Source organism: Pantoea sp. EKM21T (genome assembly GCF_011800405.1).
Taxonomy (GTDB): Bacteria; Pseudomonadota; Gammaproteobacteria; order Enterobacterales; family Enterobacteriaceae; genus Pantoea; species Pantoea agglomerans.
The window spans coordinates 87049-103569 of sequence record NZ_JAALFV010000010.1 but is presented as its reverse complement, the minus strand read 5'-3'; the positions used below and the strand labels follow the sequence as shown (position 1 = coordinate 103569).

13 protein-coding genes are annotated in these 16521 nt (G+C 50.2%); 3 read left to right on the top strand and 10 right to left on the bottom strand.

The window, feature by feature from the left end; all coding sequences use genetic code 11:
- Positions 1 to 43: 43 nt before the first annotated feature.
- From HFD87_RS19075 to HFD87_RS19060, 4 genes are all read right to left on the bottom strand, one after another.
- A complete protein-coding gene (locus HFD87_RS19075) occupies positions 44 to 1579 on the bottom strand; it encodes a carbohydrate porin (protein WP_064689869.1) in 1536 nt (511 codons plus the stop codon).
- Positions 1580 to 1736: 157 nt separating this feature from the next.
- Positions 1737 to 2663, bottom strand: a complete 927-nt coding sequence (locus tag HFD87_RS19070; protein ID WP_022624231.1) for an aminoimidazole riboside kinase — start codon at positions 2661 to 2663, stop codon at positions 1737 to 1739.
- Between the two features lie 219 nt (positions 2664 to 2882).
- The gene (locus tag HFD87_RS19065; RefSeq protein WP_010671957.1) at positions 2883 to 3854 is read right to left on the bottom strand and encodes a ParB family protein; all 972 of its coding nucleotides are present in this window, start codon (positions 3852 to 3854) and stop codon (positions 2883 to 2885) included.
- Positions 3851 to 5053 (bottom strand): AAA family ATPase, encoded by a 1203-nt coding sequence (locus HFD87_RS19060; RefSeq protein ID WP_010256940.1) that lies wholly within the window; start codon positions 5051 to 5053, stop codon positions 3851 to 3853. The genes HFD87_RS19065 and HFD87_RS19060 overlap by 4 nt, the downstream gene beginning before the upstream one ends.
- A 2042-nt stretch (positions 5054 to 7095) precedes the next feature.
- Between HFD87_RS19060 and HFD87_RS19055 the strand changes: the two genes are divergently transcribed.
- Complete coding sequence (locus tag HFD87_RS19055; protein WP_010256943.1) at positions 7096 to 8169, top strand: RepB family plasmid replication initiator protein; 1074 nt, start codon at positions 7096 to 7098, stop codon at positions 8167 to 8169.
- A 1363-nt stretch (positions 8170 to 9532) separates the two neighbouring features.
- Here the strand turns inward: HFD87_RS19055 and HFD87_RS19050 are convergent.
- The 4 genes from HFD87_RS19050 to HFD87_RS19035 all read right to left on the bottom strand — a co-directional run bounded on the left by HFD87_RS19050 (position 9533) and on the right by HFD87_RS19035 (position 13911).
- Positions 9533 to 10720 carry a diguanylate phosphodiesterase gene (locus tag HFD87_RS19050; RefSeq protein ID WP_167423800.1) on the bottom strand — a complete coding sequence of 396 codons (1188 nt, stop codon included), beginning with the start codon at positions 10718 to 10720 and terminating at the stop codon, positions 9533 to 9535.
- Between the two features lie 251 nt (positions 10721 to 10971).
- Positions 10972 to 11181: a YdgH/BhsA/McbA-like domain containing protein gene (locus HFD87_RS19045; protein WP_010256949.1), complete on the bottom strand. Its 210-nt coding sequence runs from the start codon at positions 11179 to 11181 to the stop codon at positions 10972 to 10974.
- Between the two features lie 200 nt (positions 11182 to 11381).
- On the bottom strand, positions 11382 to 13166 hold the full coding sequence (locus tag HFD87_RS19040) for a GGDEF and EAL domain-containing protein (protein ID WP_167423799.1): 1785 nt from the start codon (positions 13164 to 13166) through the stop codon (positions 11382 to 11384).
- 520 nt (positions 13167 to 13686) lie between these two features.
- Positions 13687 to 13911: a DUF3606 domain-containing protein gene (locus HFD87_RS19035; protein ID WP_033770153.1), complete on the bottom strand. Its 225-nt coding sequence runs from the start codon at positions 13909 to 13911 to the stop codon at positions 13687 to 13689.
- Between the two features lie 368 nt (positions 13912 to 14279).
- Here HFD87_RS19035 and HFD87_RS19030 point away from each other — a divergent pair, with 368 nt between their 5' ends.
- Both HFD87_RS19030 and HFD87_RS19025 read left to right on the top strand, forming a co-directional pair.
- Positions 14280 to 14519, top strand: a complete 240-nt coding sequence (locus HFD87_RS19030; protein ID WP_022624236.1) for a hypothetical protein — start codon at positions 14280 to 14282, stop codon at positions 14517 to 14519.
- A 175-nt stretch (positions 14520 to 14694) separates the two neighbouring features.
- On the top strand, positions 14695 to 15183 hold the full coding sequence (locus tag HFD87_RS19025) for an Hsp20 family protein (RefSeq protein ID WP_010256958.1): 489 nt from the start codon (positions 14695 to 14697) through the stop codon (positions 15181 to 15183).
- A gap of 73 nt (positions 15184 to 15256) precedes the next feature.
- Here HFD87_RS19025 and HFD87_RS19020 read toward each other — a convergent pair whose 3' ends face one another.
- On the bottom strand, positions 15257 to 16021 hold the full coding sequence (locus HFD87_RS19020; protein ID WP_167423798.1) for a MerR family transcriptional regulator: 765 nt from the start codon (positions 16019 to 16021) through the stop codon (positions 15257 to 15259).
- A gap of 195 nt (positions 16022 to 16216) precedes the next feature.
- On the bottom strand, positions 16217 to 16426 hold the full coding sequence (locus HFD87_RS19015) for a CsbD family protein (RefSeq protein ID WP_010256969.1): 210 nt from the start codon (positions 16424 to 16426) through the stop codon (positions 16217 to 16219).
- Positions 16427 to 16521: the final 95 nt, after the last annotated feature.

Here is a 16521-nt window from a genome sequence, read left to right as displayed (position 1 = left end):
TTATCCATCCTGATCTCTGGCCCCGGCATCCGGGGCCGCCCGGTCAGAACCAGGTTTCCATCTGTACGCCGAAGTTCCATTCGCCACCGGCATCGAATCCTTTACTGCCGAAGGCGTCGTCACTGGCATAGTTATCCAGCCGGTGATCCCAGTTCATCCAGGTTGCAAAGAGACGAATTTCCGGACGTTTGAGGAAGTCACCGACATCACCGGCTTTCAGGGTTGGCGCAACGGTGAGTTTGGTAAAGCTGCCGCTGACCGCATTACGGTTGTTGTAGCCTTCGGGACGCAGATCCATGTACTGATAAGAGCCTTCATACTGCATCTCAAAGTTCTGGGTGATTTCCTGAATCAGCCGCAGGTTGACTGTCGCCCAGTCATAGCTGTCACCTTTGACGTAACGATCGTCACTACGCTGAGCCAGTAAAGCAGGTGCAATGTGCCAGCCACCGCCCAGCGGGGTAATACCGTAACTCGCCAGACGCCAGGTGTCCGCTTCCGGCAACAGTGCGCCATCAGAACCAATCGACTTCACCTCTGCGCCCAGTCCATGACCATAGAGCAGTGCAGTTTTCGACGTGCCTTCTCTCAGCCCATAAAAGCTGTCGTTATGCAGGCCAAGCAGCGCATGTACGCCGGTTTCTGCCGCATCGCTTTTGACTCTGAGGCCGTCGATGTCACGGCGATCGTCGTTATCCTTTGCCCGCATACCGCTGACCATCAGCTGTACCGGCCCGACAAAGTTATTCAGCGACAGGATGTAGTTCTGCGCAGTGTTTTCATTGTTTTCAATGTCGCCAAAGGTACGACCATAAAGGGAAATGTTACTGCGCGCCTGATCGCTCCATTTCATGTCGTAAATACCGGCACCGGTACCGGCAAGGAACACCACATCGGAGTCGATCCAGTGAATATCAAAGTTATCGCGATCAAAACGCTTACCGGCCCAGACCGTGGCGTTATCGAATGCGCCGCTGAAGGTGGGAAGCTGCCCGAGCTCGACAAACGCCTGACGCAGGTTGAGATCGCTGCTGGCGGCTGTCCAGTCGTTGTAGGTGCGCTGTCCATCGGCCAGCATCGCTTTGAAACGGGTGGTCGCGCCGTTGTCCAGCGTCTGTTTATGTTCGAGGTTGAGCTCAACGTAGGTATCCGGTTCATTACCAAGGCGACCAACGTGACCGCCGGTTTCCCCGGCAGGGGTAACGGTCGGGCCACCCTGAGTTTTGGCGGCCGAGCTGTTCATCAGCAATCCTGAACGGGCATAACCGTGGAACTCGAAGCCACCTTCATCGGCTGATTTTTGTTCCAGTTTCGCGGTGCGCTGCGCGACCTCAGCGGTGGAGTTTTGGGTCTGTTGTTGCACGGCAGCCAGCTGCTGTGCCTGCTTCTCAGCCATCTGTGCCTGTTTCTCCGCGACCTGTGCGCGGGTTTCCGCTGCATTCGCTCGCTGCTCGGCTGCCTGCAGTCGCTGCTCCATGGCCGCAAGGCGTGCTTCAATGCTGCTCATACTGGAGTCGGCCCAGACTGATGTGGAAAGTAATATCGTTGAGAGACTCACTGCTAACGTGCTTTTTTTCATTTTTTTATGTCCCTGAAGAGAGGCTATCATCACCGGATTTTTTGCTAAACCGGTTTAGGCGCAAATCATAGCCACGGGTAATTTCCCTGCGCAATGAAAATTGCTAAACCGGTTTAGTGATTGTGAGATAGCTCCCAAAACAGGGGCAATAAGATAATCAGCCTGGCAGGTCGTCCAGCTGGTGGAGCCGCGGAAGTGCTGTCATGGCCCCTTTAGCCGTGGTTGCCAGTGCACCGCAGCGTTGTGCACTGGTAAGGCAGATGGCCAGCTGCGATTCATCGGCAGGAAGACCCGACTTAGCCAGCCCCCAGAGTAATCCGGCCACGAAGGCATCACCTGCGCCCGTGGTGTCGATGCTGGCCACGGGCGAAGTAGCATAGTGGTATAGCTGGCCCTGATAGCAGGCGATCACACCTTCCCTGCCCCGCGTGACCAGCAATAATTTTATGCTGAATCGCACTGCCAGCTGCGGCATGGTGATAGCCGGTTCCTGATCCGGACAGAGAAAATTGAGTTCCTCGTCGGACAGTTTAACCACGTCCGCATGGCTCAGCGCCTCGTTCACCACCGCATGCAGCAGTTCCGGATCGGGCCAGAGGTCATGACGCAGATTTAAATCGAAACTGACATGCCCGCCTGCTGCCCGGATCTGCTCCATGGCAGTCAGGGTCGCCGTGCGTGAAGGTTCAGCTGATAAGGCAATCGAACAGCAGTGCAGCCACTCCCCGTGCCGGAATACGGGCAGGTCTTGCACCTCAAGAAACAGGTCAGCACTCGGCCTCACCATAAAGGTAAAGGAACGTTCGCCATGGTCATCCAGTCCGACCACCACGGTTGAAGTGCGGTGCTGCGTATCAGCGATCATGTAGCGGGTATCAACCTTCTCTTCAATGAGCGTTTGCCGCATAAACTCACCAAAGGGATCATCCCCTACCCGCCCGATAAAAGCGCTGTTTCCCTGCAGACGGGCAACTCCAACGGCGACATTGGCGGGCGCCCCACCCGGACACTGCATCAGGCGACCCGGCATTTCGGGAAGCAAATCAACCACGGCATCCCCGAGGCACCATACGCGTACAGACATAAAAAACTCCTCTGATTAAACCTGATAGCTAAACCGTTTTAGCTATAGCGATAAACCGTGCTGAGTTCAAGTATTACCCTGCGGAAATGATGCGTAATTAACAGAAGCCGTTATCAGGCGAAGCGATAAGATGCGGATTGCGCTATCGGGAGGCTGGTGGAGGAAAGAATTAAAAAACCGGCACAGGGGCCGGTTCTGGTATCCAAAACGTAAAGAGGATTATTTTAACGTGGAGAGTATCTGTCTGATTGACGCGTCGATCTGTTCAGCAATCTCTTTTGGCAGACGGCTGAATTCATACTGTACAGTGCGCTTCTCATCATTAGTTTTACGACGCGCATAGGTATTAGCTGTGGTAAAGGTAGCCAGCTTTTCCGTCACCGTCTTGCTGACGGGTGCAGGTTTTTTTAACTGACGACGGGCGCTTTTAAAGCCGTTAAGAATCGCGCTCTTCTTCTCATCCGCATTGGCGCTTAGCAGGGAATCATCAGCTTTCAGCGTTTGCTTAATATCGCTGACCAGCGCGGTGACATCAACCGCTTCCGCTTTCGCCTCTTCCCAGACATCGAGCAGTAGCTGGTAATCCTGAAGTGTCAGCTCTGATACGACCGGAAAGAGTTCAATAAATTCAGCGGGTACGGCTGCGGCCTGGAACGCTCGTGAGACCTTTGCGTTTGAGATGCCTTCGGCTTTAGCAATCTCTGTTTTGCTCATGCCATTTTCGTTCATCAGCATAAAGCGCAGACCTAATTCACGCAGGTTATGCTCTTTTGCTGTCTGAATGTCCGCAGCCAGCTGACGCGCATCACTGAGACTCAGTTCATCAGCGGTGACCAGTACTTCCAGACTGGCACCGGAAAGAATGCATGCGGCGCGGCGGCGCGAACCATCCATGATTTCAATCCGGTCACCGTTGACACGACCAATAGCCGGAAAAAATTGCTGCAGCGTAATAGTACGGGTGATCTCCTGAAGCGATTCCGGCGTCAGCGTGCTCTGGTCACGTCCGTTGATTTTTGGGTCAACGCTGGTTCTGGTTTCAATATCATCATGCAGGATTAGCTGGCGCACAAAGGTGGCCTTCGCGCCCGACTTCAGCGTAAATGTGCGCGACTGGCTGCTGCTGTCGATCATGTTTGCGATAGCAGAATCACCAAACTTGCGCCCGATGCGCTGTATAGGTTTGCTCACAGAGTACTCCTGATATATTCAATGCGGTCAAACACAGCCCTTGAGAACTGCTCGGCTTCATATTTAGCTTTGCGCAGAGCGTCCGCACTGCCCGGATAAGAGGAGGGATTGGCACTGATCACCGTATCAAAGGATTCGCCGCAGCGTTCAAATCCATCCAGTCGCGGCAGGCTGCAGTCGAGCATCGATTTAGTAAACACTTCCCTGGCATAGCTTTGCGAAGTCAGGTGATCGTGTTTAGAAGTCATTTTGGACATAAAGCCGATATTGGCTTTAAGCCGTGGCTCAATGCCTTCGGACTCAATACGCTCCAGCATTTCAGGCAGACGCGTCAGATACTTCATGGTGGAGTGGAAATCGACCTGTGCAGGAGGCGTCGGCGTCAGCAATACATCACTGGCCGCAATTGCATTCAGCATGAATGAATCAAGGTGAGGTCCGGTATCAAGGAAGATAAAATCGTAGTCGCCCGCCAGACGATCAATCACGTTGCGGCGTAGTACTTCCGAAGGCGCAACGCCTGGCAGATGCTCAGCAACCAGCTCTTCCCAGTCGCTTGCAACAAAACCATCGTCGATAGAGGCTGGGATCACATCAACGCCTGGCATGACAGTAGGTTTAATGAATTGCTTACGAAGCTGGTCAGCATCCAGATCGTTCAGCATCGCCTGCGCTGCCGTCTCCAGAACTGAACCGACACTGTTGGTATGGCTCAGGAACATCGTGCTTGATGCCTGTGGATCCAGGTCGATAACCAGAATACGCAGGTCATTATGTAACATAGAAGGATGTGCACGCATACCGTGGGCCAGCGTGACTGTGCTCACTGTTTTTGAGACACCACCTTTAAGGCTGACAACGAATACGACAAAGGGGCCATCGTGCCGATCACGATATTTCGGTACTTTACGATGCTGATAGATGTCGACCACATTCTGGATAGTCAGGGCATATTGTGAGGTGCTGCCGGTCTGTTTTTTCCCAAACTGATAACCTGCTGCTTCCATATCACCAATTGCGGCGACAACAGCATGCTTACTTAGCAATGGCATGTTGGCGACAGCATTCCGGGAGAAGGTCTGGTAAAAACCGGTCTGGTTAAATTCCTGACGCTGCTGCTCAATATGGTTACTCAGTCCATGTAACATGGAATTGGCACGTGTGGCCATTTCCAGCACTCCACCATAATCACGCTTCATAAGCCCCTCTGCGTTAATGTTTTTTGCATACTACACAAAAAGCACATACCTGCCAATTTTTTAGAAAAATGCCAAAAACCTGGATTTTTTCTCCGCGATGGTGAGATGCAAGCAGCATTACTTTTGTGAATCACTGGAAAGTGAATCGCTCTGCTTTTTTGTCTTACAGGCTGGTTGAGACAGATAACTTAAAATGGCGACATTAAACGAATATTTTAAGGACTAATGATTCGGAGCGGTGCATTCCGATTCTGATAAATCATCTGCCAGTCTGCAGGTTGCTCGTTAAATTGTTTTCGTGTTTTTTTAATGGTGTTTTCAGCATGAAAATTCAATAAAAGTTATTATAAATCATTTAATTAAGCGTGAAATGGCCTGGTGAAAAATTTCCAGGATTAATGCACTTTCACTCAACATTTACTGCTGACGTAGAGTTTTACTCAGAAGCTATTACAGTGCTTTTGAACCTGAAGGAGTAGGCATAACGGTAAAGTACGCAAGTAATCGTTACCGCTATCATTGCTAAATTAAGATCACTGCTTCCAAATCTATACCTTTTATGCCTTGTCATTATGTAGCGTTCATAATCTGCGTTGCTGCCTGTCAACATAATGTCAGGCGTTTTTCCGCATAGGGTTTTTATTGCAAGGCTTAATCCAGAAAAGATAGGGATTTAATTCCCTTCATCATTATGTGATGTCACGAATCAAAATCATGGAAGAGTTAAGACTGCCGATTTAAGAGCATGAGTAGGAGTAGAGAGCAGGCTTAATGCGGCAAGGCTTAGAGCGTTATTAATTGGGGCAAGTCACCATAATGTAGCTATGCCGGACAGTCAGAATTAACGCTCTGCTGTGCTTGATTCAGATCCGGATACTATCTCTTCATCTTCATCTTCATCTTCATGTCATTCTTACATTCCTGAAATTACTTCATTCATGCTAAGCCTATTTATTAGTTTAAGTTATTATGCCGAAAGCATTTTTTCTTACTGTCGTTCTTCCTGTTGTTCCTTCACTGGCGCCTTATTAATTTATTCCGGGAACGTTATTTTAAGTGCTTTTTTAGTATGTCTGACAGATTCTGAGTACTGACAAAACAAAGATATTACGTTAAGTAAAAATCGCATGGTGTTTTCATCATGAAAATGAAAAATAATTCATTATTTATCAAATAGATAGGCGATTAATGTCATGGTGAGTTTTCTGTATTTTCACTGACCGATTTTCTGAGGCCTGATTTAAACTTATAACCTTAAAGATTTAATGGTTATAGGTGTATGCAACATTCCAGTCTTACCTATGCTCAGCGTTAGATCGTTTTAGCAGTAAAAGACCTTCTCAGTCGTGCTTCTGATAAACCGCACATTCAGAACTGAAGGTGAAAATCACTTCTGACTGGGACTCTCAACTAATTCTTTGTTTTGTGTGTTTTATCCCCGTTATCCACAGGCCAGATCCAATTGGTCGATCCTCAATAGATCAAATTGAGATCCTTAACAGATCCCTGCAGCGTCTGAAGCCTTGTGACACAAGGCCTGGAAGGGGGTCAGTAACCACTGTAGCGAGAAGAATAACCACTATAACGAGTATAACAACCACTATAGCGAGAAAAGCAACCGCGCTGGCGAGTACTCAACAACCACTATAGCGAGTAATTGGCCTGAATCGGTGTGCATAACCCTGATTATGCGTAGATGACGGCTTCTTCCAGGGTGCTTGCGATGAAAGAGTGAGATCCAGTAAAGGGGGAGGGCGGTGGCTCGACTCTTTTTCAGTTAGTTTTCTCAGGTTATCCACTGAATAGATCCAATAACAGATCCATTTAAGATCCTTATTAAGTTCCTTAAAGATCCCAGCACCGCCTCAGGCCACGGTATGACTACGTTAAAGCCGGGTTGCTAACCACTATAACGAGTAAAACAACCACTATATCGAGAGAAATAACCACTATGGTAAGTAGATTAACCGCTGTAGTGAGTGATAGTATCCACTGTATCGAGTAACAGCGGCTCTCGCCTGTTCACATCACGGATCTTCCTAATGCCAAGAAAAGAACCAGATATCCTGAACATAGCTGATGCGTTTAGCGAAACAGATAAACGTACAGGTGAAGTTGTTACTCTTACCCCCAACAGTAACAACACCGTCCAGCCGGTAGCATTGATGCGACTCGGTTTATTTGTTCCGACGTTAAAATCCACAGCGCGCAGTCAGAAAAACCAGATGAACGCCATGGATGTGACCCAGGATCTTAAACAGTTATCCCTGGTCAGGTCAGAAGGCTATGACAACATTAAGATTCTGGGTGCCCGCCTGGATATGGATAATGATTTCAAAACCTGGGTCGGGATCATTCGTGCATTCGCTACGCATGAGTGTCTGGGAGACACGGTAACGCTCTCTTTCGTTGAATTTGCCAAACTATGCGGCATACCCTCAGTGCGTCTCTCCTCGAAGCTCAGGAGCCGTCTGGATGCTTCGCTGACGCGTATTGCCTCTAACACCCTGACTTTTACCAGTAAGGGCGGAGAGAACTACACGACGCATCTGGTGCAGTCTGCGAAATACAGCATCAAGAAGGACACGGTAACGCTGCAGGCCGATCCCAAGATCTTTGAGCTGTATCAGTTCGACAGAAAAGTTCTGCTGCAGCTTAAAGCCATCAATGAGCTGGCACGCAAAGAGTCTGCTCAGGCGCTCTACACCTTCATTGAAAGCCTTCCGCCGAAGCCTGCGCCGATATCTATGGCGCGTCTGCGCGCAAGACTTAACCTGACATCGCGTGTGATTACCCAGAATGCCACCGTCAGAAAGGCCATGGAGCAGTTAAAAGAGATTGGCTATCTCGACTACACCGAAACCCGACGTGGCTCATCAGTCTACTTCTGGGTTCATTATCGTCATCCTAAGCTACGCCCGGCCGAACTGCCGCTCAGTAAGTCAGGCCTGATCGATGATGAGATGGATGAGTTTGACGATCTTGATATCGATTCCGACGTAATTGACGTCAGCCTGCCTGAACCGGTGATTGAAGAGGATAGCAGTGAGCTGGTGATGGTCTCGCGTGAAGAAAAAGAGCTACTGAACAAAATCAGGAAGCAGAAGAAGCAATGACACGCTTTCTGCTAGCATGCTACTCCGCTTTCAATCTCTTATCGGGAACGCCGGGCTGAAAGGCAATAACCACTGTAGCGAGTAACGTTACTCACTATAGTGGTTGCCAGCACGACAGCAACATACGTAACGCCTGTCTGAACAGGGCTAATCGCGCTATTCATCACTCTCCATCGGCAGAACCTGAATTGAGCCCGGAGCTGTGTTTACTCTCTATAGTGGTTAGTCTCTCCCGGAAGAGCGGTCTCAAAAAGCGTAATAGCCAGAATGAGACCCAATGTTCACTCGCTATAGTGGTTACTCACCTGAACACAGCACAGAAAGTACGCCCGTCATGAAGTATTCACGCAGGCTGTGCAGGGGAATCGGTGTCATTACTCTACTCGCTATAGTGGTTATCTCCTCCGTTACCGCGCTTTTTCATCTCCGTTTTGTCCATCCAGGGTGAGTAAACTACTCGCTACAGTGGTTATCAGGTTGTTTTATCGCTAAAGCGTTCAGTTAATGATCAGATACTGGCGCTGATGAATGCGATATTCTCGCTACAGTGGTTGTTAATTGGAAGCAGAAATGAGGAGCTTACTCGCTATAGTGGTTGTTATTGTCACTGGCCTATGCTCGATATAGTGGTTACCTTAAATAGAGTAAGCACTCACTATCATTTATTGCACTGTCAGTAAAAGACTTCCTGTTAAATTGCCAAATTCCCACACCTAAAAATGGTTACTCGCCACAGCCGTTAAACGGTGTGCCGTGCTTCAGATTTTTGCAGTTAAAGAGCTTAGCTGCATTCATAAAAGCACCTTTGCGAGGACCCACACAGGGCGGATTCTGCAATCAAGGGTCAAAATTCATTGTTGAGAGGGAGATCGGTTTTTTACTCGCTATAGTGGTTATGACTGAATGAAACCGTACCTGGAGTACCTGAAACAAAGGCTAATGCGCCTTCGCGCTGCAATTTAGAAGGACGGATGACGATTTACTTGCTCTGCTTACTCGCTACAGTGGTTTCCGAACCCTGAATATCGTTACTTTACTCGCTACAGTGGATAGGCGATGAAGTTCGATCCTAAAAAGGATCCGCCACTGATTTGCTTACTGGAAGAGTTAAACAGGTAACTTTACTCGCTACAGTGGTTATCAAATAGAACTAAGCCAGAATGAGTACAGAGATTGAGGCATGGCCGGAACCATCAGGAAGGCGCTGCCGTTATCCCTGTCACAAGAACGGGTCCGATGGGGGCGCGGGGGAGGGGAGGTGTTTAGCGGGGCCGATGCGGCTTTGATACTGCTCTGCAGGACATCGGTGAAGAAAGCGGACTCGCGCTGACGTACCGCTTTATCACCGTTGGGACAGAGAGTGTTACATCGCCTCCCGGTATTCCGGCCAGGCAACGGATTGTGCTTCATAACGCCCTGCGGCTGCGAACAGCGTGCCCTGGAAGTTGATCACACCTGCAGCCTCCAGCCACATCCACTCTTCTGCCTGTACGATCCCTGCCGCGATGACGGTAATTTCCAGCGCGGAACAGCATTTAATAATCGCCTGAACCACCGCCTGCTTTGGCCCACTGCGATGAACATCGCGGGTGATACCGGCATCAATACGAATGCGGTCGGGCTGAATGTGAGTCAGCAAGGACAATCCCGCGGAGCCGTCACCAAAATTGTCGATCGACAGACTGATTCCGACCGCTTTTAGCGCGCGTACGGCTTCAGAGAACGCTTCCAGCTGCGAGATCACTGCGGTTTCACTTACGCCAACTACAATCTGCTCAGGAACCAGTCCCGCCTGCTGAATAGCGGTCACAATATGATCGACGGCATTGGGTATCACCACCAGCGTCATAGGCAGCAGGCTGACGTACAGTGTCATACCGTCCGGGCAGACCAGGCCAGCATGGGAAAACGTCTTTTTCACGGTTTCCAGATCGTTAACATAAAGCTGATCGCCTGAGGTGTCGTCGTTGGGAGCAGGTCGCAGAGTGGTCGCTTCAATCGCTGTGACCTGACGAGCGAGGGGATCCACCACCGGGCGAAAGCTGACGCCTTCTGTCTCCGGACGGGAGTCCGGCACATCATTGTGCTCAGAAATAAACTCCCAGTAACCCGGCGGGAGGACCTCGTAATAGTTCTCTTTCTCACGAGACTCTACAAACGTGCGCAGGAATTGCAGTGCCCGATCATCATAGGTCAGACGATATTTTGACGTCCCTTTATCCAGCACGGCCTGCAGGAGCGATGAGCGATCGTGTTCACGCAGGTCAAAGAGTGCCATGCCCGCATTACCAAAGCGGCGGTAAGGCGCATAGTCGCGCATCAGCTCCACCACATTGTGGTGCCGTCGATCTGCACAAATCCTCTGATAGACTGCCTGAATGCCTGCTTCCGGACCCTCAAGCAATTGAAAAAAATGGGTACCGTTAAATAATAATATGCCGGTCACGTCGTGAGTCGCATTTATTTTGCTGGCGTTGTCGACCATCGCGGGCAGGGTTCTGATGGGAAAGTCATCTGAAATATGGCTGCGGTATATTATGGTAGTCAGCATGTGCAGCTCCGTTTTATAAGATTGTTGCGCACACGCTAGCATTGTTCAAAAAATGTTTCATCTCTCCTTATTCACTGTCGCACAGACTGCACCACGGCAGGTGGCAATAAGCGAAACGGCAAATTACGTGGCACGGTTCCAACAATCATAATGGGATCAGAGACGCTGAACCTGAGCAGACGAACTTATGCTTCCTGCATAATAAAAAAGGCCGCCGTAATGGCAGCCTCATCGTATTGAAGGGGTAAATGTTATTTGATCAGTTCAGCAGAGACATAAGCTCGATTATCAACGCGTGCGCCGGTAATTTTATAGGATGCACCTGCATCTTTGGCCTGTGCCGCGACTTTAGCTTCAGCAGCATCCAGGGTAGACGCGGTAGCGGTAATAGTCTGGGCAAAACTACCGAATGAAATCAGAGAGAGTGCAGTAACAGCAACGAAAGTTTTGATGGATTTCATGGTCAATTCCTTAGCGTATTTCAGTCAGGGAGAGGCGTTTTGCCTCGATGGAATGAATGATAGGCGCGATCTCGCCAGACTGATATAGCTAAATTTTGCTGATATTGATCAAATATTTTGAATTATTACCATGGGGGGATATCAGAGATCGTTCAGATCGCTGAAAACGCAATCTGATATCAGATTGCGCCAGCTCCAGATTAATGACACTCGCCACGCAGCTTCCAGTGCAGCCAGTGATCCAATGCTTCTTCGTTCAACGGCTTCGAATAGAAATAGCCTTGAGCCTGATCGCAGCCATACTCGGTCAGGGATGTTACTGCATCCGGACACTCAACCCCTTCTGCCACCACGGTATAGTCCAGCTCTTTAAGCATGGCGATGATGCTGCGTGCAATGATGCGTGAAGCCGTGTCAGAGGAAAGCTCACTGATCAGGGAACGATCCAGCTTAATCACATCAAGCGGCATGCGACGCAGATAACTGATATTGCTGTAGCCGGAACCGAAATCATCGAGTGAAATAGTGAATCCTCGTGCTCTGAGCATCTCCAGCCCGCGCAGGGCGGTCGGGCTTTCAAGGATACGTTCGGTTTCCAGACATTCGATTCCCAGCAGAGAGGTCGGGAGCTTAGATTTGACCATCTTACTTTCCAGCGCTGAAGCGAACCCCTCGCGCGCAAAGTCACGTACGCTGACGTTTATCGTTAGCGGCAGCTGGATGCAGTTGTTCCTCAGCCGGCTGAGGCGCTCAACCGCCCGATCGATAATCCAGGCTGTCAGCACAGAGAGCAGATCGGTCTGCTCAGCCAGCGGGATAAAGGCGGCAGGTGAAAGCTCGCCCCGGCTGGGATGTTGCCAGCGGATAAGCGCTTCCAGACCCACGGGTTTACCACTTTGCAGGCAAATTTTCGGCTGATAGACCATATATAGCCCGGTGTTCTCGCGTAATGCCGTTTTAAGATCGGTCATCAGCAGGAAATCTTCTGAACGCTGCGTTTCAGCCTCAGCGTCAAAGCGCTGAGAGGGCAGTCCGCGGCCGACCGCTTCATGCAACGCACTGACCGCACGGCCTAATATTTCAGATGCTGGCATGCTGCCAGCGACAAAGTCAGCCTCACCGGTATGGGGAGTCAGCGCGACCGACAGACCTTCATCCATGTCCGCACTGATACCTTCCAGACGACCGGCTACCCACGCGGCACTGAGTCGGCTATCCGCTCGGGTCAGGATAGCAAAGCGGCCGGTGGCCACCGTATAGATCATCTCCCCAACCGCCGGACGCAGGCGCAGCGGCAGCAGAGTGGCCATATCTTTCAGCAGGCTCTCAACCGGGCTCATTCCCATGGTGCGGGCCAGTTCATAAGCACGCGACATATCGATGCAATCAATCAGAACCAGACGGCGTGGCGTGGTATCGCCGGCAACGGCAAGATATTGCAAATCACGTATCAGGCGCTGACGGTTAGGTAGCCCGGTCACCGGATCGGTAAAACCCGCCGAGTGCCAGGCTTCAAGAAAAGACATTACCAGCGTAGAGAGCAGCGTTAATGTCGTCACCTGGTCACTGGGAAACGCATGCGGCTCGGTGTCGGTCACACATAGTGTGCCCAGAATAATGCCATCGCGTGTTTTCAGTGGCACACCGACATAAAAGCGGATAAAGGGTGAGCCAGTGATCAGGGGATGCGTGACAAAACGCGCATCGTAATAAGTATCAGGGACGATCACCGCACTGTCGCTATCAACCACGTGTCGACAAAGTGAATCCGCACGCGTTGAGCGTTGCAGTTCAAAATTGTGTGATGCCCGAACGGTCTGGAACTCATCATCCAGCACCGATATAAAGCTGCCCGGGATACCCAGGGCCTGACTGGCTAACCGGACAAACTTCCGGAGAACTTCATCGCGGCTTTCATCAGGGGCGCGCAACGCCTGTAAGGCGCGGCTGCGGCGCTCATTGTCGCCGTTTAAATTGTTTAACATGTGTGTAGAACCCCCACACCGGCTGATTACGGAGCGAAAAAAGAAAACTGTCCGGAGCGAAATGTGATTCGGGCGGCAGGAATTATGGCGTGATTTTTTATTTTCAACTTGATAATAAGGGACTATGCAGCGGGTGTCTCTTAATATTTTCTTTAACGCATTAAAGGGGTTGTTACGATTCGAAAATTTAATCGAAGATGCGCCTGATTATTTACATTTGTACATTTTATATAGCCAGGAGAGGGTTTTTACGGTTGTTAATGTTTATTTTCCGTCAGGAGATGAATAAGCATTCAGGGTGGTTAATGTTATTTCTAAGTCAGTTTTACAATTAAACAGGTCTGCAGCCAGAGACGGATCGCTATCCGCTGGTTGCTCAGGAAGATAACCTATTAAAAATACAGGTAAAAGCCTGAAAAAATGAAGACCGGCAGATATGACCTGTCAGTGTACTCCTGACTGCTATAGGTCAATCCACCGCAAGACCGCCAGTAACGCGTCGCTTCAGACAGTAATCAATTTAACCTTTCATGCCGTGTATGAATTGTGTCGGACGACGTGGCGGCGGGTTTTGCTCCAGCCAGTCACGAACCTGTTCGGTCCGCGGCCCTCGCTCGCGGATCGCGCGTGTCAGCCTTTCCTGTGTTGTCCTCAGTTCCTGGGTCCAGTAGGTGATTTGCCACTGTTCACGAATTTCCACCTGCGACAGATCGTCGGGCGAGCGACGCTGGATAGGATTTTTCATTCATTATCCTCCTCTTTTTCAATGATGCTGCCTGAACATGACCCTCAGGCTATACCTCTATCCTGATGAAGAAAGGGCGCTTGAGGTAGCGGATTAATCCCTGAATGGCCCTTAAGGCAAATAACAGGATAATTCCTGGCAGGAGGAATAAAGCACTCTATGGAAATAGAAAAGTCTCCGTCAGGGCGAAATATGCCGCTTCGCTTATAAAAAAGCATGCATGATTTTTAAACCTGAAATTTGACATTTATTTAAAATAGTCAATTATTCTGTGGTCTTTTCGTTATGGCCGCTCTCAGGTTGCTTCGCTTTTATTGATGGCGAAGCGCTGTGCCTTTGCGGTTTAATCATGTTGAAGGAGTCTTTGTTTGGTGAATCGTCCCCCCAGGCCGCCTGTGGTCGTCCAGAGTAATGTGCGTGAACTTCGTCTTGCCGCCGGGCTCTCACAGCAGAGCGCTGCTGAGCGTTTTGACCTTAGCCTGCGCGTCTGGCAAACCAAAGAAGCCGCAGGTAACCCGACACTATTAAGTCAGGGAGAATATGAGTTGCTGTTATTACTGGCTGGCTGTCATCCCCATTTTGCTCTTGCACCTCAGAGCAAAAAGTAACGGCTGCGTTAATACCCTGAAATTTATTTCTGTGGTAACCGGCTGTCTGATAACGGTAAAAAAATTATATTTACCAACTTGAAAACTGACTACTGATCCCTATTTATGGAGATGATCGGAAATATGAGCCCGATCAGATGAACTTTTGGATGAACCTGTTCAGGAGATTATCACCATGTCAGTACAACAATTTTCAGTGTTCCCTTCGCTGTCTGATTCAGTCTTTTCAGACCGCTTTAATCGCATCGATAAATTGTTCAGTCAGCTTACTGGCGACAGCCCGGTAACGTCGGTTCCCGCTTACGATCTGCAGCGGGTAGAGGATAATCGCTATGCGTTGACCGTCAGTGTACCTGGCTGGAAAGAGCATGAACTGGAGATCGAGTTACGAGGCGGACGGCTTTCAGTGGCCGGTCACAGAGAGAAACCGTCACAGGAAGCGTCTGGCGAGGCCCGGGAAGAGAACACCAGCTGGATCCACCGCGGCATTTCCCGACACGATTTCCAGCTGAGCTTTTCCATTCCAGAGCACATGAAGGTCACCGGAGCCAGCCTGGCGGAAGGTCTGCTTAGCATTGATCTGATCCAGGAAATACCGGAGAGCGAGAAACCGCGCCGTATCCCGATTGCGATCGGCGGTCAACGTACTCTTGAACATCAGTAATATGAACAGGGCGGAAACGGCACAGGCTGTTTCCGCCTTTTTATTCACTGGCAGGTAAGAAAGTCAAAAGAGTTCAGGCGCTGGCTGCCATAAGGCTGATTTGCGACGGTAAGCCGGTATTCGTTCCGGTCAGCATGATCGGTTCACCCGCCTCAAGACTGGAGTGAAATGCAGCCTTCATCGATGCACTGATACCATCACCACACCACATCAGATGATGCTCAAAGCGGCGTTGCGCCACGGCGGGGATACCTGACGCATCTGCTGCAACTTCAACCCGAAAGCCCTGTCCGTTAAGCCGTATCGCTTCCATCCAGATCTCGGTTTCATCTGTGACGCTGACTGCTTCAAGAAACAGCGGTACGGTGCTGCGTCGTTGTGAGGCCAGCGCCAGGCGCTCCCACTGATTGACTACCGCTGAATGAAAGCGCTGCTGGCGCCGCGCCGCACCTTCGCTGAGGTCAGTGCGCAGCCAGAGGTTGAGCGGCCGCAGGTAGCGATTAACATAATCATCACCACAATAGTCGGTATTCATCATCTGTAGTTCGCGATCAACATCTGCGTCCGTATTATGCGCCAGCAGATGCAACATATCCTCTTCCCGACAGGCCCAGCCGCCAGGCAGAACAACGCTGGGCCAGTTAAATGCAGTATGGATATCAAAGAGCGTATGACCCCCTGAGGTCATTTCACGCACACAGAGCGCACGCGTAAGCTGATTATCTGAGTAACCAGCAGGGCCAGGCGGCGTTATTAGCCCGGCACGGCGCCAGCGGCGCAGAGTTTCAGGAAGAACACCGACGAGACCACATACGGTGTCGGTAGAGTGCTGGGGCATAATTGATATCCGAAAGGCATTGAGATCCCATGAACAGGGAAGATGACGCAGTATGCGCGTCAGGAATAAATAAAGAAACAATCATTTCCAAAATCTGCCGGTTTATCGTGTGCTGAGATGGCAGTGGGTGAGGGGGATTAAACAGGGGTACAGGGCAGATGCCGGACGCAGAGACGCCCGGCGATTAAGCACACGTTACCAGTGGTACTTGTTGGAATCTTCCCACTCTTTCACTTCTTTTTCGGCACGATCTTTCTCGTAGCCGTAGCGTTCCTGAATTTTACCGACCAGCTGATCGCGCTTCCCTTCTACAACGGTCATATCATCATCCGTAAGATCACCCCATTTTTCCTTAACTTTACCTTTGAACTGCTTCCAGTTACCGCCAATGCGATCTTCGTTCATGGTGGCTCTCCCATTTCCGGTTGTTTTCCAGTGACCTGATGAATATCTGTGTTGCCTGAAGGCTGTCAGATGAATCAAGCATGGCACAGCTTTTG

Bases quoted from the DNA above. Each gene is read 5' to 3' on its own strand.
- HFD87_RS19020 (WP_167423798.1), bottom strand. From the start codon at position 16,021: ATGCCCCAGCACTCTACCGACACCGTATGTGGTCTCGTCGGTGTTCTT.
- HFD87_RS19040 (WP_167423799.1), bottom strand. From the start codon at position 13,166: ATGTTAAACAATTTAAACGGCGACAATGAGCGCCGCAGCCGCGCCTTA.
- HFD87_RS19025 (WP_010256958.1), top strand. From the start codon at position 14,695: ATGTCAGTACAACAATTTTCAGTGTTCCCTTCGCTGTCTGATTCAGTC.
- HFD87_RS19035 (WP_033770153.1), bottom strand. From the start codon at position 13,911: ATGAAAAATCCTATCCAGCGTCGCTCGCCCGACGATCTGTCGCAGGTG.
- HFD87_RS19045 (WP_010256949.1), bottom strand. From the start codon at position 11,181: ATGAAATCCATCAAAACTTTCGTTGCTGTTACTGCACTCTCTCTGATT.
- HFD87_RS19015 (WP_010256969.1), bottom strand. From the start codon at position 16,426: ATGAACGAAGATCGCATTGGCGGTAACTGGAAGCAGTTCAAAGGTAAA.
- HFD87_RS19075 (WP_064689869.1), bottom strand. From the start codon at position 1,579: ATGAAAAAAAGCACGTTAGCAGTGAGTCTCTCAACGATATTACTTTCC.
- HFD87_RS19060 (WP_010256940.1), bottom strand. From the start codon at position 5,053: ATGAAGCGTGATTATGGTGGAGTGCTGGAAATGGCCACACGTGCCAAT.
- HFD87_RS19070 (WP_022624231.1), bottom strand. From the start codon at position 2,663: ATGTCTGTACGCGTATGGTGCCTCGGGGATGCCGTGGTTGATTTGCTT.
- HFD87_RS19055 (WP_010256943.1), top strand. From the start codon at position 7,096: ATGCCAAGAAAAGAACCAGATATCCTGAACATAGCTGATGCGTTTAGC.
- HFD87_RS19050 (WP_167423800.1), bottom strand. From the start codon at position 10,720: ATGCTGACTACCATAATATACCGCAGCCATATTTCAGATGACTTTCCC.